Origin of the sequence: Microcoleus sp. S1D4 (assembly GCF_036700765.1) — a bacterium.
Classification (GTDB): Bacteria; Cyanobacteriota; Cyanobacteriia; order Cyanobacteriales; family Microcoleaceae; genus Microcoleus.
Genome location: NZ_JAUBPP010000028.1, coordinates 37,732 through 57,007, shown reverse-complemented (window position 1 = coordinate 57,007; position 19,276 = coordinate 37,732). Strand labels below are relative to the sequence as shown.

The window sequence follows — 19,276 nt, the reverse complement described above, 5'->3', positions numbered from 1 at the left end:
ATTGAGAGGTTAGTGGTTGTCGCTCTTTTCCTGCCACAGCTAAATTAAAAGGGAAAGCGCAAGTCAGTTGGAGATAAAAAAATGACAGGACTTTTTCAAATAGGCGATAAATTGCTTCAAGCTCAGGATATGCCATCGCTCCTGAAGCGGTATCAGTTGATGCCCCAATTTTTGCGGGGTGTAATCATAGACCAAGCGATCGCATCCTTTAGTTGCAGCGACGAAGAACGACAGGGAGCCGTCGAAAACTTTCTGGCACAGCACCAACTGACAGCGCCGGAAGCCCGAGAAGCTTGGCTCCGCAGCCAAAACATGACTGCAGCAGAACTTCAAGACATGGCCGTCAGACCCTTGCTGATCGAAAAATTTAAGCAAGAGACTTGGAGACCTAAAGTTGATAATTATTTTTTAACCCGCAAAGCCAGCCTAGACCACGTAGTCTATTCCCTGGTTCGCACCAAAAATCCAGCACTAGCAAACGAACTTTACTTTCGCATCCTCGAAGGCGAACAAACCTTTGCCGAAGTGGCCCGCAACTTTTCCGAAGGCCCAGAGTCCAAGTCCGACGGCGTGTTGGGCCCTGTACCCCTGAGCCAGCCACACCCGGCAATCAGCAAACTTTTGTCTGTCAGCAAGCCAAATCAACTCTGGACGCCGCGTCCTCTGGCAGAATGGATGGTAATTATTCGACTAGAACAGTTCATGCCGGCCCAGCTCGACGAATCGATGCGGCTGCGCTTGATTAACGAACTTTTTGAAAGCTGGGTCGCCGAACAGGTATCGAAGATTGGCCCGCTACAACCCCTGTCTTCGGTGTCTTCAATATCGTGACCGAAAGCAATTTTGTCTGGGGCCCCGGATTTATCCGTGGAAACTTTAAAAGCGTAGCATCCTGACAAAAAGCCTCCGGATTCATCTGTGGATTCAATCTAAAATCTAAAATCTAAAATCTAAAATCTAAAATCGGATGACTTCTGCCGCTGTTTCCCTCTCCCAGATTCAGGATTTCTTAGCTAAAACACCTCCCTTTGACCGACTCTCTGAGACGGCTCTTCTAGCGTTGGTGGCTAAATGCCAACTCCTAGGCTACAGCACCGGGCAACCCCTGTTTGAACGGGAAAAAATGCCGGCTCAGGTGGCAATTATTTATCAAGGCCAGGCTCGGCTGCTGGGGTTTGACCAGCGATCGCAGCGCCACGTCAGTTTGCGCTTGGTGCAGTCACAGGAAATTATAGGTTGGGCTGGCTTGCTCAGGGGAATTCCCTGCGAAACGGCGATCGCCTCTACAGATGTAATCGCGATCGTCATACCTGCTGAAGATTTCCTGAGTGTAGTGGAAAAACAACCCACATTCGGAGAAGCCTTTCGCGCTCACTCTTCCTTGAGCGAAGTATTTGAACTGTTGAGCCTGGAATTGCAGCGCCAAGCCGACGGTACTTCCAATCTCAAGGAACTCACCCTGCAAGCTTGGGAAGACGCGACAGTTGTCAACGTGCCAAAGGGCAACAAAAAAACCCAAGAGCTCGCCCAAGAGTTAGAGGCCGATCGCATTTGGCTCGTCAGCAGCGGCGTCTTGGGCGATTTTCCCACCGGTAGCCGTTTCTCTGTGGAAACCGCAGCCAAATCCTTAAAAGTAGAAGGCCACGCTGGCGCGCGCTTGGTCGGCTTCCGCGAACCCCCAGAACCGCAACCAGAGTCACAAATCGAAACTTCGATACAAGACCCAGGCGTGAGGTCGCTTAGTGGTGAAAAATCGCTGGTGATTAAGCCCGCACCACCTCCTGCAGACCCGCGAGCCGAAGTACCAAAGGATACGAAATATCCGGTTTTCCGCGCCAAAGGAACCATAGATGCGCCCCTAGCTTGCTTCCAAATGTTGAGCAAGTATTTCGGCATCAAATTTCGTCGGGATATCATCCGCAAAGTTCTAGAAAATCAGTTAAAAACCGCTGGTGCGATCAACTTGCAAGCCTGCGGGGCGATCGCCCAAAGCATCGGCCTCACGCCCCAATTAGCGCAAGTCCCAGCCGAAGCCATCAACCGCATCAAAGCTCCCGTAATGATTAAATGGGAAGATAGCTTTGCCATTATTTACAGCATCACCGAGCAAGAATTGGTGATGGCAACTCCTGAAAAGGGGCTGATGCGGAAGCGGATACCTCAGTTTAAAGAAATCTGGGGAGAACTAGGAGAAGTCCTGCTGCTGCAAGCTCCCCAAGTCGAGCAAAAAGAGCAGTTCAGCTTCTGGTGGTTTGTGCCGGCGCTGATGGAACACAAAACAGTGTTTTTTGAAGTGCTGTTAGCCTCATTTTTTGTACAGTTATTCGGTTTGGCTAACCCATTAATCAGCCAAGTAATTATTGATAAAGTATTAGGTCAGCGCAGCATCGACACCCTGGATATTTTGGGGGCGTTTTTGTTAGGTGTTGCCCTGTTTGAAGGACTGCTAAATGGTTTGCGTACCTTCTTATTTATAGATACTTCCAACCGTATCGATGTCAAATTGAGTGCGGAAATTATCGACCACTTACTCCGGCTGCCCCAGAATTACTTTGACAACCGGCGCGTCGGAGATTTGGTTTACAAATTCAGCATGATGGGCCAGATTCGGGAATTCATGACGAGTACAGCTTTAACAGTTGTTCTCGATGCAGTATTCTCGGTGGTCTACGTCGCGGTGATGCTTTCCTACAGCGTGAAGCTAACCTTCGTATCTTTGGCAGTGGTACCGATACTGGCGCTGATGATTATTCTGATTAATCCGCTGGTGCTGCGCCTTATCAAACAAAGAAATATGCGTTTTGCTGACTCTCAATCTTATCTAGTAGAAGTAGTCAGCGGAATTCAAACTGTTAAAGCTCAAAATATTGAATTGAAATCTCGCTGGGAGTGGTCGAGCCGCTACGCAAAATACATTACAGCCAGTTTTAAAACAATTATCACGGGGACTACTGCAGGTACGATTAGCAGCTTTTTAAACCAGGTGGGTAACTTGGCTCAGTTGTGGGTGGGAGCTTATTTGGTACTGAGCAATGACATGACTTTGGGTCAGTTGATTGCTTTCCGAATTATTTCGGGGAACGTGACTGGTTCGCTGCTGCGTTTTGTGAGCGTTTGGCAGAGTTTCCAAGAAGTCTCGATGTCGATCGATATGCTCAAGGATATTGTCGATAAACCCACGGAAACCAGCGAGGAAGACAGGAGCAATATCCCGCTGCCGGCAATTCAAGGGGATGTTAAGTATGAGGAGGTTTCGTTCCGATTTCTAGAAAGCGGGGCTCTGCAATTGGCGAATGTGAATTTGGATTTTCCCGCTGGCAGTTTTGTGGGAATTGTGGGGGGAAGCGGTTCCGGTAAAAGTACGGCGATGAAGCTGTTGCAGCGTCTTTATGCCCCGCTTTCGGGCCGGATTTTTATTGATGGTTACGACATTGCCAAGGTGGAATTATATTCGCTCCGCAGTCAGCTTGGGGTGGTGCTGCAAGATACTTTGCTGTTTAACTGCTCGGTACAGGAAAATATTGCCCTGAGCAATCCCGATGCGAGTACGGATGAGATTGTGCGGGCGGCAAAATTAGCTGTGGCTCACGACTTTATCATGGGCTTGCCTGCTGGCTACAATACGATAGTCGGAGAGCGGGGTGCGTCGCTTTCTGGGGGTCAAAGACAGCGTTTGGCGATCGCCCGCACGATTTTGCAAAACCCGAAATTGCTGATTTTAGACGAAGCTACAAGCGCCCTCGACTATCATTCCGAACGCCAAGTTTGCAATAACTTAGCAGAAGCTTTTGCCGGCCGCACGGTGTTTTTTATCACTCACCGCCTGACTACCATCCAAAACGCCGACATAATTATTATGATGGATCAAGGCTCTGTAGTCGAGCAGGGAACTCACAAAGAATTAATGGCTCTTAGAGGACGTTACTATTGCCTCTTCCAACAACAAGAGTCATCGAATACTTGATATCTCACAACTGACAACTTACAACCGATAACGAACAATTAATAATTTGGGAAGTAACAAATGGCTATGAAATCGATCACGCTTTCTGAGCAACCAATCATTCTCGAAAAACCAGCGATTTGGTCCCACTTGTTTTTGTGGATGATCATGCTGATGACCACTTCGGGTGTAGTTTGGGCTTATTTTGCTAGCGTAGAACAAGCTGTCCCGGCTGTGGGCCAATTGGAACTAAAAGATGGTGCTAGAGAGATCCAAGCACCCGCTACAGGGGCGGTGGTGAGACTTCACGTTGAAAATGGCGATCGCGTGGAAAAAAACCAGCCTCTGCTCACTTTCAACCCCCTAGCACCCGCAGCAGATTTAACGTCGGTCCAGAAAACTAAAGAGGCCCTGGAAAAAGAAAATAAATTTTACGAAGATGTTGTTAACGGCAAACTTCAAGGCCCGATTCCTTCTAATTTAGAATCCACAATCAAGGACAGACAGAGCCTCGTGGCACAAAATCAAGTGCTGCAAGCTCTGATTGACGAGCTGTACCTCAACAGGGGATCGAGCGGAAATTTTGATGCCAGTCAGCAAGGACTGTATGTTAATTATCGATCGGAATTTCTCTCTCGCGTAGCCGCAGCCCAAGGTCAAGTTCAGGAGTTGGACAAACAACTCAAGCAAGCTGAGAATGCTGAAAAAGCTGCCGGCGCTCAAATGACCGTCGCACAGCAACAATTGGGTTTTGCTCAGAACCAATTAAATTATTCTCAACAGCAGTTAGCTTCTTCGCAAGAGCAAGTCAAATCAGCCCTGGCTCAAAAAGATTTGGCTGACGAACAGTTAGCAAAATCCCAACAAGTCTTGAAGTCTAATCAAGCCATTCTGGGTAGACTAGGCCCGCTGGTAGAGCAAGGAGCGATCGCCGAACTGCAAAAAGAAAAGCAAGAACAAGATGTTTTCAGAGGCCAAAGCGACGTTCTTAAACAGCAAGATCAAATCAAGCAGCGCGAAGGTGAAATCAACTCCCGCAAAGGCGAAATTAACACGCGCCGAGGCGAACTCAATACCCGCCGGGGTGAAATTAACGCCCGTCAAGGTGACATCGAAAAAATTGCCGCAGAAATAGAGCGCCAGCAAGGAGAACAAGCGCGCATTCAGGAGTCTATAGCCCGCGCCGAAGAACAGTTAAAAAACACTAAGGATGCCTGGGCTAGAGAACTGTACACCAAAATTGCTGAAAACCAGAAACAAATTGCCAGCAGCGATTCTCAGCTTAGCCGCTTAAAAGTAGAAAACCTCAAAAAGCTGTCCGAGGTAAATGCTCAGCTAGAAAAAGCGCAGCAAAACCGCGATACTCAAGTGCTGAAGTCTCCAGTCTCGGGGGTAATCTTTGATTTGAAACCTTCTAAGAAGCAGGATGCGAAGTTGGATATAACGAAAGATCCGATTTGCCAATCCATCATTAACTCAGTGGTAAAACCTGGGGATCCCCGCCCGAAACGCTGCGAAGAAGCTTATTATGAAGCGCAGCAAACCGAGAAGCTGCTCAAGGTTTTGGACGACGAAAACGGTCTGGAAGCAGTTGTTTACCTCGAAAACAGCAACGTAGCTCTGGTATTGGATGCCATGAGACAGAAGCGCGAGAAATTGGAGCCGTATCACGGCAAACAATTAGATGGAGAAAAAATTGATTGCGAAAAAGGTAAAAGTTGCGTGTGTCCAGAGAAGGAAGTTAACAGAGAGAAATTGGGTCTGACGAAATACGCCTGCGTGCCTGTAGAAGTCAATGTTGAAGCTTTCCCGGCCTTGGAGTTTGGTACTGCTGAGGGTGAAGTGAAAGAGATTAGCAAGGATGCTGAGCCTCCTACCGAATTGCGGAAATACTACTCTTTCAAAACCAAAATCAAGCTCAAGAATCAAAAGTTTTTGTTGAACAAGGGCAAACCAAATCAACAGGAAGTTAACTTGCAGTCGGGAATGGCTGTAAGTTCTAATATCAACATCGGCAAGCGGACTGTTTTGCAGATGTTTATCAACCGATTTACTGGCAAACTGGATACGTTCAAGACTGTTAAGTAGCGAGCTGTTGACTGTTGACTGTTGACTGTTGACGGTTGACGGTTGACGGTTGACTGTTGACGGTTGACTGTTAATTGTCAGTCGAAAAGCTGATGACTGGATTTTACACTTCCGATGCTACCGGATTTGATGTTAATGAAAAAATATATTTTATTTAGTCTATACCTAATTCCTGTTGTTATATTAATCGGATTTGTAGCGCATTTTAGCATCAACGTTCCCATCGATGACGAGTGGAGATTAGCCCCCTTGTTTGAAAAAATCGCTCAGGGAAATATAACTTTTAACGATTTTTGGGCCTTGCACAGCAATCACCGCATAGTGTTCCCGAAAATAATTATTTCGCTGCTGGCTTTTGCTTCTAGATGGAATATTAATTATCCGTTGTGTCTCAGTATAGGTTTGGCGGGGCTAACTTTTATCGCCACCTACAAGTTATCTTCTCTACAAGCTAAAAATGGAGATAATTTGTGGCATTTAGCTAATATTTTAACTTGTATATTGGTGTTCTCCCTGGTTCAGCACGAAAACTGGCTTTGGGGATTTCAATTAGCCTGGTTTTTGGTAAATTTGTGTTTTGTATCAGCGGTTAATGTGCTGGTTTCAAATAACAATTTTTCGCCTAAAATTAGAATATCTCTTGCTGCTATATTCTGCTTTATTGCTAGTTTTTCCCTGGCTCAAGGTTTGCTTTCTTGGTTGGTGGCAATTCCGGCTGTGATGGCTTTAGAAGGAAAAATAGTACATAAAAAAATCAAATTAATTGTATGGATGTTGCTGTTTGTGGCAACTTGTGCTATTTACTCAATAGATTATCATCCGAGCCGGAAAACAAGTATTATTTCATTGTTGAATAAGCCGCTGGTGGTGATTGATTATTTTTTAAGTTTGTTGGGTTCGCCAATTGTGCGATCGCCCGGAGTTTCTGCAGTGGTAGGATTGGTAATATTCACAAGTTTTATATTTTTTGTATGGCATTTTGGGAGAAAAATTACCGAGAATCGTGAGGCCTTACCTTGGCTGTCAATAGGTTGGTTTTCGGTTTTAGCGTCTTTGTTTATTACCGCTGGGAGGGCAGAATTTGGGGCGATTCAGGCGATCGAATCTTCAAGATATACGACTAATTCGATTTTGCTGTTGATTGCTCTGGTTCAGCTCGGACAATTGTTTGTCCGAGGTAATATTGCTACCATAAATCGCAACTATAAATTTATTTATAGGGGATTGGCAGGGCTGTTAATTGGGATAATTATTGTTAATTATCAACAGGCGATCGCCCAAACTAGCTCGGCACTTCTTTACAAGCAAGGCGCTCAAAATTGTTTGCAATTAATTAACTATTTGGAACCGTCGGACTTTTTCAAGAATTCGCCAGAAAGCTGTTTGAGGGTGCTGAGCAAAAAAACTTGGCTGGTGAGAGAAGGCGCTGCAATTCTTGATCGAATAGGTTGGAGAAAGTTCCCTAAAAATGTAGAATTTATTGCTAATCCAGAGAAAGTTTACGGCTATTTAGACAAACCCCCAACGGGCGAAAAATCTTTCAAGGCTGCTGGTTGGGCAATTTTGCCAGAAAATTTGCAACAGCCGAAGATTGTACTGCTATCTGTCGGTGACAAACAAGCTTTTTTTGCTAACGCTTATGTAAATTTGGACAGTCCCGATATTGCTAAGATTTTGAAATCGCAGTTGTACCATAATGCGAGGTGGGCGGTTGATTTGTCCGATCGCGATTTGTCGATCGACCAAACCTATATCAAAGCTTGGGTGTATAATCCTGTTGACAACCAGTTTGTCCAGTTGCGCGGAGGATGAAAAGTGAAAATTTCGGTGATTGTACCAGCCCACAATGAAGAGGGCTGTTTGTACGGTACTGTACGGGCTTTAGCCCAGACGCTCGATTTAGAAGGGATTCCGCACGAAATTTTGATTGTGAATGACAATAGCACCGATCGAACCCTTGACATTTGCCAGGAATTGTCAGAGACTTTCCCCACAGTTAGATACATCAACAATCAGCCTCCCAACGGTTTCGGATTTGCGGTGCGCCGGGGTTTAGCAGAATTTGACGGCGATGCTGTAGCAATTGTGATGGCGGATGCTTCCGACGATCCCATAGATTTGGTAGCAGGATACCGCAAATTGCAAGAAGGATATGACTGCGTTTTCGGTTCCAGATTTATCAAAGGTGGCTTTGTTGTTGATTATCCAATTCACAAATTAGCAATTAACCGCTTAGCAAACTGGTTTGTCAAAAGTATTTTCGGCTTGCGCTACAACGATATTACCAATGCTTTTAAACTCTACCGCCGAGAAGTGATTGAAGGCGTGCACCCGATTTTAAGCCATCATTTTAATTTAACTGTGGAACTGCCTTTGAAAGCAATTGTTCGGGGTTTTTCCTATACGGTGATTCCTCTGAGGTGGTACAATCGGACTGCTGGTATTTCTAAATTGAAAATCAAAGAAATGGGCAGCCGATATTTATTTATTGTCTTGTATGTGTGGCTGGAAAAACATCTTTCTCGCGGCGACTATCACAGGACTCGAAAGATGAATGAGTTAAAATTAGATTTATTGTCAAAGTCAAAGACTGAAGTGCTGACTGCGAAGGAATGATGACTAATGATTTTGGCAGCGCCGCCATTGATACTTTGATGGCGATACTACTGCGTACCAAAATCGGGACTGCAACTTAGGTAATGGGCGCAACCTGCGGAATGGTTACGAAAAAATGGTCAAATGGCTCAAAAGTGCGATCGCGCGATAAAATTTAACTTAGGAGGCTATGGGGAAATTTTCTTGAAAAGATATACTAAATTGGGAGGATTAAGTCATGGTTTTTACAGCCCAAGAAATGGCAAGATTGATGCCAGATGCCAGTCAACTTGAAAGTGATGAGCCAGAAATGGAAAGTTCCCTGCATTATATTCAATTAGCATTATTAGTGGCCTGTTTAGAATGGCAATGGCGCGGACGCAACGATTTTTTCATTGGAGCCAACCTCACGGTTTACTACAGCCAGCAACAATTGCGGAATCGAGATTTTCGCGGCCCGGATTTTTTTCTGATCGCAAGCACAGAAAAACGTCCGCGTCGTTCCTGGGTAGTTTGGGAAGAAGATGGTAAATACCCCGATATAATTATAGAATTACTCTCTAGTTCTACCGCCAGAGTCGATCGCAAGGAAAAAAAAATATTATATCAGAATCGGTTTAGAACTCCCGAATACTTTTGGTTCGATCCAGAAGATTTAGAGTTTAGTGGTTTTCGTTTAATCGGTCAAGAATATCAAGCTATTGTTGCCAATGAATTTGGTAGATTGTGGAGTGAGGTACTAGAATTATATCTGGGAGTTCATGATGGAAAATTGCGTTATTTTACCCCAGATGGTGAGTTAGTTGCTACACCAGAGGAAGCTGCACTGCAAGCACAGCAACAAGCTGCACAAGCCCAAGAGCGGGCTGAGCGATTAGCGAATCAGTTGCGGGCTTTGGGAATTGAACCAGAATAGTTGTCAAAATTCATTGACAAGATGACTCAATTTTAATGCGAGGCATACCTCAACACAATTTTGCAATAATTTAACAGCAGTAATTAATCCTCTAAGAAAGTTGAGTCAATGCCTGAAAGAATTTTAATTGTTGGCGGTGCGGGTTTTATCGGCAGTTGTTTGGCAATTGGCCTGAAGAAACTGCACCCGGAATGGCAAATAATTTGTTTGGATAACCTGCGTCGCCGGGGCTCAGAATTGAATATTCCGAGGCTGAAAAGTTGCGGAATTCAGTTTGTTTACGGGGATATTCGCACGGCGGCTGATTTAGAGCCAGTTGCACTCAACCCTGATTGCATTATCGATTGTGCTGCGGAGCCTTCTGTGCTGGCTGGTTTTAGTTCGCCTCAGTACGTTTTGCAGACGAATTTACTGGGTACTGTGAATGTTTTGGAGTTGGCGAGACAGACTGGTGCGAGTTTGTTGTTTTTGTCTACGAGTCGGGTTTATCCGATCGCCAGCGTGAAATCTGTTAAGCTGTTGGAGTTGGATGAGAGATTTGCGATCGCCCCTGAGCAAGCATTACCCGGTATATCCGAGTTGGGCATATCAGAAGACTTCCCATTAAAAGGACACCGTTCGCTTTACGGAGCAACTAAATTAGCTTCGGAATTGCTGATTGAGGAATACAGAGAAGCATACAACCTGCAGGCAATTATTAACCGTTGCGGGTTAATTACTGGTGCTTGGCAAATGGGTAAAGTCGATCAGGGAGTTTGCGGTTTGTGGGTAGCCGCTCACTATTTCCAAAAGTCGCTGAATTATATCGGTTTTGGCGGCAGCGGGAAGCAAGTTAGAGATTTGCTGCACGTTGAAGATTTGTTGAGATTAGTTAATTATCAGTTAGAAAATTTTGCTAAATTTGACGGCGAAGTTTTTAATGTAGGCGGCGGTTTGAGCAACAGTCTTTCTTTGGTTGAGACAACTGATTTGTGCCAAAAAATTACCGGGAAATCGATTCCGATTCATCCTGTTTTGGAAGAACGGGCGGGGGATATTCCGATTTTTATTACCGATTCTTCTAGGGTGATGGAGAAAACCGGATGGCAGCCTATGATTGGCCCGGAAGCCGCTTTGCAGGATATTTATGATTGGATTGCTGCTAATGAGGCGGTTTTAAGTTCGATTTTGTAGGGATTTTTTGCACCGCAGATGTTTTGTGGAATTCGGTAATAAAACCATTTATTCTGCGCTAAGGAAACGGCAGTACCCTGTCCTGTTTCATCCCTTCGGGTATAACGCCATTTTCAGCAAGCCCTCATTATTGCCGTTGAGGTCGAGGTTTTCGATGATGGGAATTTCTGAAGGTGAAGAGGCTATTATCCCCAGGTTAATATCAACTATTATTTGATTTTTATCGATAATTATCACGAAAGATATACGTTTTGGCGTTGAATTTTTGCTTCTATTCCCGGTTTATGACTATTGTGGAAGATATCAGATAGAAACGAAATTTTCTATCGCCTGGTCGATCGCAATTTTTGCGTCAAATTCCAGCAGCCATTACGATGCTGAAAAACATAAGCCCCCGGTTGTCCATAGGTTTTGACTAAATCTTCTGACTCCGTACCAGTTATATTTCCAGTGTACTTATATTGAGCCTTGATATAATCCACTCGAAACCTGTCTTTAGAGACGCGCCTAAAATCAATTTTTAGCCTCGTATAAGGACTATTATCGACACTAGAAGGGACAAGGATAACCCAACGATAATCCCGTAAGCTAATACTAAATTCATCGTCTTGGCGGCGCATCATTTCCAGCAGTTGGCTGGGATTTTCATAATTCCGCACTTCAATGCGATTTGCTGTGTAAGTCGATCGCATATCCGTCCCTTGATAGTCTTTTCCCCTCACGAAATTCTCAAAAAATTGTTTGTATTCATCAGGCGCACAGTATGCAGGTACGGTTGCTTGACGCGGTATATTGCCTTTGGTTTCGGATTGGGCGATGTTTTGTTTTTGCGTTGGGATACTTTGGGCGCCGGAGGGGGCATTTGCACTATAAATTGGGATGAGTGCTGTGAATATTAGCGGTATCAGCTTGCGATAATTCATTAATTTTTGAATTGATTATGGACTTACAAAGCTCAAAAAAATCTGGTTTTTAACAGATTTTATAGAAAATTGAATTGGGTAGTGAGTCGAGAATTGCCTTAGCGAAGCCCTCGCAGAGAATCGTACTTTCTTCAGTCCGATCGGGCTGACTTCGTGTGTATAGACGCGGTTTCAAGCGCCGACTCTGATCATCTGATCAATATAAATTATAACTATGCTTCGATGCTTTGACAAACATTTGACCTCCCAAAAACCGCCACAAAAAAGGCAATTTTAAGTAAATTTTTAACAGCAGCGGCGAAGCCGGGCGCCCTTTCGTCGAAAACGGTAAAAATCTCGGTATCATCACCTCAACATCAAACCCGACAGTTTGTAAAAGTTCTTGCAACGATAAGTGCGTAATCGGTAATTGATGGTCTATAAAATCGTAGTATTCCTTGTAAGAGTATTTAAAATTAGGCTGAATCACCAAAAGTGAGCCGCTAGGCTTCAGCGCATAAAAGCAAAACGAGATAATTTCTACAAGTTCCTCTTTGTTGCGGAGATGTTCAAAAAAATTAGAGATAAATATCCGGTCAAATTGTTCGGAAAAAACGGATTTGTCTCCACAGCTTAAAATATCGATATTCAGTATTTTTACATCGGAATTTGCAAATAACTTTGAATCGGGATTGAGATCGATCAAGCATTTTTTGTCAGCCAAAATTTGATTGATAAACTCGCAGTAGCCTCCGCCAATATCTAAAACGGCTGACTCTGGAGGAACATAATCTTGTAAAAACTCATCAATGAGAACTTTCCAGAGTGCCACCTTGGCTTGCATTTGGCGGGAATCAAATCGGTTAGCGTACAACTTTTTGAGATATGTGTCAGTTTTCATAGTAAGATACCATAGACTAAGTATGAGTTTATCACGCGAGACAGGCAACTATGAACGTTATATCTACCGAAATACCTGAAGTTTTGATAATTGAGCCGAAAATTTTTGGAGACGATCGCGGTTTCTTTTTCGAGAGTTTCAATCACCAAGCTTTCGTAGAAAAAACAGGCGTAACGACAGAATTTGTTCAAGACAATCATTCCAAGTCTTCTAAAAATGTCCTGCGCGGTTTGCACTACCAAATGCAGCAGCCTCAAGGTAAATTGCTGCGGGTAATTGCGGGCGAAATATTTGACGTAGCGGTGGATATTAGAAAAAGTTCGCCAACTTTTGGGAAGTCCGTAGGCTGTTTATTGAGTGCAGAAAATAAACGGCAACTTTGGGTGCCCGCAGGTTTTGCTCACGGTTTTTTAGTAGTATCAGACATTGCTGAAGTTTTGTACAAAACTACAGATTACTATGCACCCGGACACGAACGGTGTATTGTATGGAATGACCCGGATTTGGCGATCGACTGGCCGCTAGATGGTGCCCAACCAATCTTATCAGCTAAAGACAAAGCCGGACAAACGTTGAAAAAAGCTCAAGTGTTTTAATCGTGAAAATTTTACTCGCAGGCGGCAGCGGACAGCTAGCTCAAGAATTGCAGTCGATTTTATTATCTTCAGGAGAGGTTATTGCGGTCGATCGCACTCGCGTCGATTTGTCCCAACCCGAAACCATCCGCCAAGCAATGGCAGAAATTCAACCAAATTTAGTGCTCAATTCCGGCGCTTATACTGCGGTAGACAAAGCCGAAAGCGAACCAGAATTAGCACAAACAGTCAACGGCATTGCACCGGGAATTTTCGCAGAAGAATGCGAAAAACTGGGAGCAACTTTGATTCACTTTTCCACCGATTACGTCTTTGATGGCAGCAGCGGTTCTGCTTATCTCGAAACAGATTCTACTAACCCGCTGGGAACTTACGGAAAGTCAAAATTAGCCGGCGAGGAAGCAATTCGGCAAGCGGGAAACCGACATATTATTATTAGAACCGCGTGGGTTTACGGCAACGGCGGCAAAGGTAATTTTGTCAAAACTATGCTGAGGTTGGGAAAGGAAAGAGAAGAGATTCGAGTAGTAGCAGATCAGATCGGCAGTCCAACTTGGACAGGCGATTTGGCTGCGGCGACTGCCCAAATTATCCCGAATCTAGGGCCAGAAACTTTTGGAACTTACCACTATACTAACAGTGGTGTTTGTAGTTGGTACGATTTTGCGATCGCCATTTTTGAAGAAGCAGAAAAACTGGGCTTTCCCCTCAAAATTAAGCGCGTAATTCCCATCACTACCGCCGAATATCCGACACCCGCAAAACGTCCCGCTTTTTCGGTTCTTTCTACGGTGAAAATATCAGCACTTCTGGGCGCGCATCCTCCCCACTGGCGGCAAGGACTCAGACAAATGCTCGCAAAAGAAGTCAAATAAAAAACTGAAGTCAACCTCAAAACGTGAGGGCGGGTTTTGTTCAAAAATTATCTGTTGCAAGCTGTACAACATCTAGGGGCTCTGGCTTAACTGAACTTTATTGAGCAAAACCTGCCCATCAATTAAACATCTTCCCCAAATCCATGAAATTAAAACAAAAATCTATTTTAATTGCGGCATCAGTTATCGCGATTTTGATACCAGCCTCCTATATTTTGTACCTGATATCGCAAGCGGGAGACTTGTCTAATTTTGATTATTGGTGGATGACATGGAATTTTTATTCAGTAGATGGTTTTTCGACAAATCCTTTTAATTGGATATTTCGGGCAAACGAGCATTTTGTCTTCATTCCGGCAATTATCTATGCCTTGAATATCGCTGTCACCAAAGGATCAAATATTGGTTTGTGCTTAGTTGCCTGGTTTTTAGCTTTGATTCAGTGCCACGTATTAATTGCTTTGCTGCCATTAAATTTGAGGCGCGATCCTCTGCTGTTTATATTAATTGTCCTTAGTATTTCTATTTTTAGTTTTACACCGGCGGCGGCTCACAATTGGATGCGGGGATTCAGCGGTGTTCACTGGATAATTGCTAATTTATTTGTAATTTGTTCAATATTTTGTTTACAATTTTATGCGAAGTTTTTGTTAGAAAAAAAAGAGGCGCAACCCCTGAATATTCATTCCCAGGCAGAGCCTGGAAACAAGGGATGGAAATCAAATAACTGGGTAATTGGTAGTATTGTGTTTGGAATTTTAGGCTGTGTTAGTTACAGCACTCCTTTGGGTTTGTGGCCGATATTGTGTGCTGCTGCGGTTGTGCTGCGGTTTCCTCGGCGAATAACTTATTGGTATTTCGGTGCTTCGATTGCAGTGGTTGGTCTTTATTTTTTAACTTATAAAACTCCTGCAAATCACCCTTCTTTAACTAAAGTTAACCCGCTCAAAGCTCTCGAATATATTCCGATTTATCTCGGTGGAATTTTTAGCGAAGATGTGATTATCGCATCAATTTTTGGTATAATTGGTTTGATTGCTGTAACGGGTTTTATCAGTTATTGGCTATTTGTAAAAAAAGTAGAGCGCCTAAATTGGCTGCCTTGGCTGTCAATTCAATTGTACGCGCTACAAACGGCGTTAATGGCCGCTGTTAGCCGATCGGGATTTGGCATCGAACAGGCCACCGCTTCCCGCTACGCGACACTCCCCGCTTTGTTTTGGATGAGCACAATTGTTCTCGCAGTCTTGTGCGTGCGGGAGTTTCAAGCGGCACCGAGAATCCAAAAACGTTGGCTGACACTGCTGTTTGCAGTCACCACAGCCGCCGTGATTTTAATGTACGGGGTGGGAGGCGAAACTGCAATGGCGATCGCCCGCAGAGCAACCTATCAACCATTAGTATCACTTTCATTGCAATTAGGCATCACCGACATAACATTAATTAAAGACAAAGTAGGCAACAAACCGGCGGCATTTGTCGGATTAATCGATGCTTTAAAAACTAACAACTTAGTACCATTCAATCGCAACATCAAAAAACATAATTTCTGTGCAGTATTAGACACACAAATCGATTCCAATTTACTTTCAGCACCCAAAGACGGAGTACCCGGATATTTTGATACACTAACTACCCTCGCACCAGCCGCCGCCAGAGTAATTGGCTGGGTGGGAGACCCCGAAAATAATGTAAAATGTATTGCAATTCTCAACCAAGAAAATGTCGTTCGAGGTTTCGCAATGTCAGGATTTCCGCGTCCCGACTTAGTGAAATTGTTTGGCACAGCCTATCAATTTGCAGCTTGGAGAGGATACGTTCAAACATCGCCAACAGATACATTATTGACAGCCTATGCCTCCTTTAAAAACCGTCAAGGCTGGGTAGCTTTGCGAAACTCCCAAGTTCTCGATAAAAACTAAAACACCTCTCTTTCTCCTTCTCTGCGCCCTCTGCGGTTAATAAAAAAATCTCATTTACAACACAAATGAAATAGAATAGCTTTATGCCAAAAGACCTCAGTTTCGTAATCCCCGTTCACAACGAAGAAGCCACCCTCAAATTGCTGTTTGAAAAAATAAAAATTGTCATGTCCCAAGCAGAGATTGACAGTTACGAAGTCATTTTCATAGACGACGGCAGTCGCGATGCTTCTTGGCGAGAAATTGCAGATTTAGCCAGCCAATATCCTAAATTCATTAAGGCCATAAAAATGCGCCGCAACTTTGGTAAATCCGCGGCACTTTCAGCAGGGTTTCGCAATGCAGCAGGGAGAATTATCTTTACTCTCGATGCCGATTTGCAGGACGACCCAGCCGAGATTCCCAAATTTTTAGATGGTTTAGAATTGGGATTCGATTTAGTTTCCGGTTGGCGCAAACAGCGGAACGACCCGCTTTCTAAAACCTTACCTTCCAAGCTGTTTAATGCCGTGGCGTGTTTGATGACTGGGGTAAAAATGCACGACATGAATTGCGGTTTTAAAGCTTATCGCCGGGAAGTTTTGCAGTCGATTAAATTGTACGGGGAATTGCACCGCTACATTCCCGCTTTAGCCAACAATTTGGGTTTTAAAATTGGTGAAGTAGTCGTCGAACACCATCCGCGAAAACATGGAAAATCTAATTATGGTTGGGAACGTTATGCGCGTGGTTTTATTGATTTGTTGACGGTGTTAGCCACAACGCACTATTTGCACAAACCGGGTCATTTGTTTGGGGGATTGGGATTGTCTTTTGGCTTAGTGGGAAGTATTTCGCTTGGTTATTTGATTGTTATTTGGTTTCTGAATTTGGCGGGGATGGGTTTTGGGCCGATCGGGAATCGACCTTTGTTATTTTTTGGGATTTTGTGTACAATTCTGTCGGTGCAGTTGATTTCTTTAGGGATTTTAGCTGAGTTGATTGCGCGGAATGTGGCTGCTGATTATGTGGATAAGCAGATTTGTGAAATTATTGATGATTCGGGTTTTGATGTTTAACCGCAAATAAGATTTGGCGGTTGAAACCGCCCAGTTAAACAAAGCAAATAAGATTCGGCGGTTGAAACCGCATCTACACAAACAAAGTCGGCGCAGGCCGACTAAAGAAATATCTTATATCTGTAGGGAAAAGGCGCTGCTGTTTGCTCAGTTGAAATTTTAAGGAATAGTATTATCTAATTTTAAACAGTTGAAACTGCCAAAAATTTAAACAAAATCGACCGAGGCAGACTAGAGAAATATCTCATAGTAAATCCGGGTTTGGGAGCACCTTTATGAACCAGTCGGTGCAGGCCGACATCGTTTGTGTAGAAGCGGTTTCAACCGCCGAATCATCAAGGGGGTATGTTACTAATTTCAAATTTTAAGCAATAGTATTACCTGATTTTAAACAGTATCCATTTACCTTGTCTATCTACTATTTTTCCGTCAAGATTTGGATGCCAATCGCTGCGAGTCAGGATATAATCGGCATGATAGTTTATGGCTACTTTGACTAAATCCGCACTGCTGCGGCGGATAAATAAGTCATTTCCTCCCCAAATCATTTGCGGGTTTAAGGCAACTCCTAAAATAGCTTCCATGCGATTTTTCCACTGTTTAATGCCTTTGTCGGTAAAAGGAAAGTTCTTGAAGTTGACGACAATCGCTCTTTGGGATAAAAATTGGAAACTGGTAACTGATGGTGGAATTAATACGAGTGCGTCTGGGCTGCTAATTTGCGAAAATCGCACAGCTAATCGGCTTAAATCGTCTTGGGGAACGGCATTGATATTAATTCTTGTTTGAAATACATTTAATATGGGTTTTGGTAGAATTCCGGCTACTCCCAGAACTAAAATTGCCGTGGCTAGCAAAGCTAAAATATGAGTTATAGTCTGTTTTATAGATGTAGCAAATGATGTTTTTTGGAGGATGAATGGAAAAGCGAGGATTGAGAAAAAGACTGGGAGGGTGATTATTCGATCGCCTATTATTTCCCATGAATTAGTCAGCGGATATGTTAAGCTAAAAACAAACGTTCCTACTGCCAAAATCCACAAGAATATATTGTACTTTTGGGGAAGTATGTAGTTTTTATTTTGCCAAACTGCTAATCCTAAGAAAATGATACCTCGAAAAGGCAAAGTCATTACAGAGAGTATTAGCAAGCTAACAGGTGCTTGTTTTTGCGAGTCAACTTCATCTAGCGTCAAAGTAACCGCAATAAATATAATTATTTGAGCAAAAGGTACAGTTCTAGCTAGTTGTAGTTTGGCAATAAAAGCCAGCGGGTAAACTTCGACAAATATGTAATTTAGGAACAGTGCAAAAATTGAGGTTCCGAGAATTACGTAAAACTTTATTTTGTCTTCTTGTGGTAGTAAATTTGTTTTTTTGATGCAAAGCAAGCCGCCAAGAATAAAACAGATAAAGTTGAACCAATTCCCGACAGCCCAACTTGACGGGAGGATGTGGTGGGGATTGCGGACTTGGGCGTGAATGAAGACAAACTCGGCGTTGTCGATAGTGTGAGTGCTCGTAGTACCAGTTAATAACATGGGTACGTATACTATACTTGCCATTGTGGCTAAAAGTGCGATCGACAAAATCAACGTTTTAATCTTGCGCCGCCTTACGGATTCAATCATTAAAACCGGAACCATCATCAATCCCGGTAGCAAACCCACTAAGAATTGCAGCAAACAAGCTAGTCCAAAAAAGAAATATCCTGTTAACCATTTTTGACGCAAACTAAAGTAAATTCCCCAAATTGCGAAGGCCATCGCGAAGGTACTCGGTACTGATTTGGTGGAAAATATCAGGGTGTTGCCAACATCTGTAAATGAAGCGGCTATACATAAAAAAGTCATCGCTGCTGCGGGCAGTTTGGAATCAGTATAAATCTTGATAATTGCGTAGCAGGCTAGGACAAATGAACCGAAGGCTAGGAATTGATAAATAAAATGCGCTAGGGGAATGCTTGTTCCGAAGTTGGCTAGTAAATAGATGATATAATAATAGTAGTATCTGGGATTAAACTTAACCATTTCCTGAACGTAATAATCGTTTTTGTACAGTTCAGGATTTAGCATAAATTCAATTGGTGGCACTTCGGGAAAATTGCCGCCAATGGGAAAAATGTAGCCAGTTGCCATCAGGGAACCGATGATGACAAAAGTATAGAGAGATAGATTAAAATACCTGTGGGATTTTTGATTATTCTGCATTAATAGTTGATTTTTTTTAGCAGATATTAGGTTCGACCGTTCGGAGTTGGGTGCTCTGTTGACGAATTAAGCAGGAATTGTATTTCAATCGAAGGAA

Annotated in this window: 15 protein-coding genes; 11 read left to right on the top strand and 4 right to left on the bottom strand. The window is 43.5% G+C overall.

Annotation, left to right across the window (positions count from 1 at the left end; all coding sequences use genetic code 11):
- Positions 1 to 81 precede the first annotated feature (81 nt).
- From QT998_RS23420 to QT998_RS23390, 7 genes are all read left to right on the top strand, one after another.
- Entirely contained in the window at positions 82 to 831 is a 750-nt protein-coding gene (locus tag QT998_RS23420) for a peptidylprolyl isomerase (protein WP_194009725.1), read from the top strand.
- Between the two features lie 136 nt (positions 832 to 967).
- Positions 968 to 3,964: a peptidase domain-containing ABC transporter gene (locus QT998_RS23415; protein ID WP_333117991.1), complete on the top strand. Its 2,997-nt coding sequence runs from the start codon at positions 968 to 970 to the stop codon at positions 3,962 to 3,964.
- A 60-nt stretch (positions 3,965 to 4,024) separates the two neighbouring features.
- Positions 4,025 to 6,031 carry a chromosome partitioning protein ParA gene (locus tag QT998_RS23410; RefSeq protein WP_333117994.1) on the top strand — a complete coding sequence of 669 codons (2,007 nt, stop codon included), beginning with the start codon at positions 4,025 to 4,027 and terminating at the stop codon, positions 6,029 to 6,031.
- A gap of 135 nt (positions 6,032 to 6,166) precedes the next feature.
- Positions 6,167 to 7,843: a hypothetical protein gene (locus QT998_RS23405; protein WP_333117997.1), complete on the top strand. Its 1,677-nt coding sequence runs from the start codon at positions 6,167 to 6,169 to the stop codon at positions 7,841 to 7,843.
- 3 nt (positions 7,844 to 7,846) lie between these two features.
- Positions 7,847 to 8,647: a glycosyltransferase family 2 protein gene (locus tag QT998_RS23400; protein ID WP_333089668.1), complete on the top strand. Its 801-nt coding sequence runs from the start codon at positions 7,847 to 7,849 to the stop codon at positions 8,645 to 8,647.
- Between the two features lie 217 nt (positions 8,648 to 8,864).
- Complete coding sequence (locus QT998_RS23395) at positions 8,865 to 9,542, top strand: Uma2 family endonuclease (protein WP_333118000.1); 678 nt, start codon at positions 8,865 to 8,867, stop codon at positions 9,540 to 9,542.
- 108 nt (positions 9,543 to 9,650) lie between these two features.
- Positions 9,651 to 10,715 carry an NAD-dependent epimerase/dehydratase family protein gene (locus tag QT998_RS23390; RefSeq protein ID WP_333118003.1) on the top strand — a complete coding sequence of 355 codons (1,065 nt, stop codon included), beginning with the start codon at positions 9,651 to 9,653 and terminating at the stop codon, positions 10,713 to 10,715.
- 87 nt (positions 10,716 to 10,802) lie between these two features.
- Here QT998_RS23390 and QT998_RS23385 read toward each other — a convergent pair whose 3' ends face one another.
- From QT998_RS23385 to QT998_RS23375, 3 genes are all read right to left on the bottom strand, one after another.
- The gene (locus QT998_RS23385; protein ID WP_333118005.1) at positions 10,803 to 10,952 is read right to left on the bottom strand and encodes a hypothetical protein; all 150 of its coding nucleotides are present in this window, start codon (positions 10,950 to 10,952) and stop codon (positions 10,803 to 10,805) included.
- 86 nt (positions 10,953 to 11,038) lie between these two features.
- Entirely contained in the window at positions 11,039 to 11,638 is a 600-nt protein-coding gene (locus tag QT998_RS23380; RefSeq protein ID WP_333118007.1) for a hypothetical protein, read from the bottom strand.
- Positions 11,639 to 11,834: 196 nt separating this feature from the next.
- Positions 11,835 to 12,518, bottom strand: a complete 684-nt coding sequence (locus QT998_RS23375; protein ID WP_333089663.1) for a class I SAM-dependent methyltransferase — start codon at positions 12,516 to 12,518, stop codon at positions 11,835 to 11,837.
- A gap of 50 nt (positions 12,519 to 12,568) precedes the next feature.
- Between QT998_RS23375 and rfbC the strand changes: the two genes are divergently transcribed.
- The 4 genes from rfbC to QT998_RS23355 all read left to right on the top strand — a co-directional run bounded on the left by rfbC (position 12,569) and on the right by QT998_RS23355 (position 16,969).
- Positions 12,569 to 13,114 carry a dTDP-4-dehydrorhamnose 3,5-epimerase gene (rfbC, locus tag QT998_RS23370; protein ID WP_194009709.1) on the top strand — a complete coding sequence of 182 codons (546 nt, stop codon included), beginning with the start codon at positions 12,569 to 12,571 and terminating at the stop codon, positions 13,112 to 13,114.
- A gap of 2 nt (positions 13,115 to 13,116) precedes the next feature.
- Positions 13,117 to 13,989 carry a dTDP-4-dehydrorhamnose reductase gene (rfbD, locus tag QT998_RS23365; RefSeq protein ID WP_333089661.1) on the top strand — a complete coding sequence of 291 codons (873 nt, stop codon included), beginning with the start codon at positions 13,117 to 13,119 and terminating at the stop codon, positions 13,987 to 13,989.
- Positions 13,990 to 14,132: 143 nt separating this feature from the next.
- Positions 14,133 to 15,911 carry a hypothetical protein gene (locus QT998_RS23360; protein ID WP_333118009.1) on the top strand — a complete coding sequence of 593 codons (1,779 nt, stop codon included), beginning with the start codon at positions 14,133 to 14,135 and terminating at the stop codon, positions 15,909 to 15,911.
- Between the two features lie 83 nt (positions 15,912 to 15,994).
- On the top strand, positions 15,995 to 16,969 hold the full coding sequence (locus tag QT998_RS23355; protein ID WP_333089657.1) for a glycosyltransferase family 2 protein: 975 nt from the start codon (positions 15,995 to 15,997) through the stop codon (positions 16,967 to 16,969).
- Between the two features lie 377 nt (positions 16,970 to 17,346).
- Here the strand turns inward: QT998_RS23355 and QT998_RS23350 are convergent, their stop codons facing one another.
- Positions 17,347 to 19,179 (bottom strand): DUF6798 domain-containing protein, encoded by a 1,833-nt coding sequence (locus QT998_RS23350; protein ID WP_333118011.1) that lies wholly within the window; start codon positions 19,177 to 19,179, stop codon positions 17,347 to 17,349.
- Between the last annotated feature and the right edge of the window lie 97 nt (positions 19,180 to 19,276).

Bases quoted from the DNA above. Each gene is read 5' to 3' on its own strand.
- QT998_RS23405 (WP_333117997.1), top strand. From the start codon at position 6,167: ATGAAAAAATATATTTTATTTAGTCTATACCTAATTCCTGTTGTTATA.
- QT998_RS23380 (WP_333118007.1), bottom strand. From the start codon at position 11,638: ATGAATTATCGCAAGCTGATACCGCTAATATTCACAGCACTCATCCCA.
- QT998_RS23360 (WP_333118009.1), top strand. From the start codon at position 14,133: ATGAAATTAAAACAAAAATCTATTTTAATTGCGGCATCAGTTATCGCG.
- QT998_RS23390 (WP_333118003.1), top strand. From the start codon at position 9,651: ATGCCTGAAAGAATTTTAATTGTTGGCGGTGCGGGTTTTATCGGCAGT.
- QT998_RS23410 (WP_333117994.1), top strand. From the start codon at position 4,025: ATGGCTATGAAATCGATCACGCTTTCTGAGCAACCAATCATTCTCGAA.
- QT998_RS23420 (WP_194009725.1), top strand. From the start codon at position 82: ATGACAGGACTTTTTCAAATAGGCGATAAATTGCTTCAAGCTCAGGAT.
- QT998_RS23395 (WP_333118000.1), top strand. From the start codon at position 8,865: ATGGTTTTTACAGCCCAAGAAATGGCAAGATTGATGCCAGATGCCAGT.
- rfbC (WP_194009709.1), top strand. From the start codon at position 12,569: ATGAACGTTATATCTACCGAAATACCTGAAGTTTTGATAATTGAGCCG.
- QT998_RS23375 (WP_333089663.1), bottom strand. From the start codon at position 12,518: ATGAAAACTGACACATATCTCAAAAAGTTGTACGCTAACCGATTTGAT.
- QT998_RS23350 (WP_333118011.1), bottom strand. From the start codon at position 19,179: ATGCAGAATAATCAAAAATCCCACAGGTATTTTAATCTATCTCTCTAT.
- QT998_RS23415 (WP_333117991.1), top strand. From the start codon at position 968: ATGACTTCTGCCGCTGTTTCCCTCTCCCAGATTCAGGATTTCTTAGCT.
- QT998_RS23355 (WP_333089657.1), top strand. From the start codon at position 15,995: ATGCCAAAAGACCTCAGTTTCGTAATCCCCGTTCACAACGAAGAAGCC.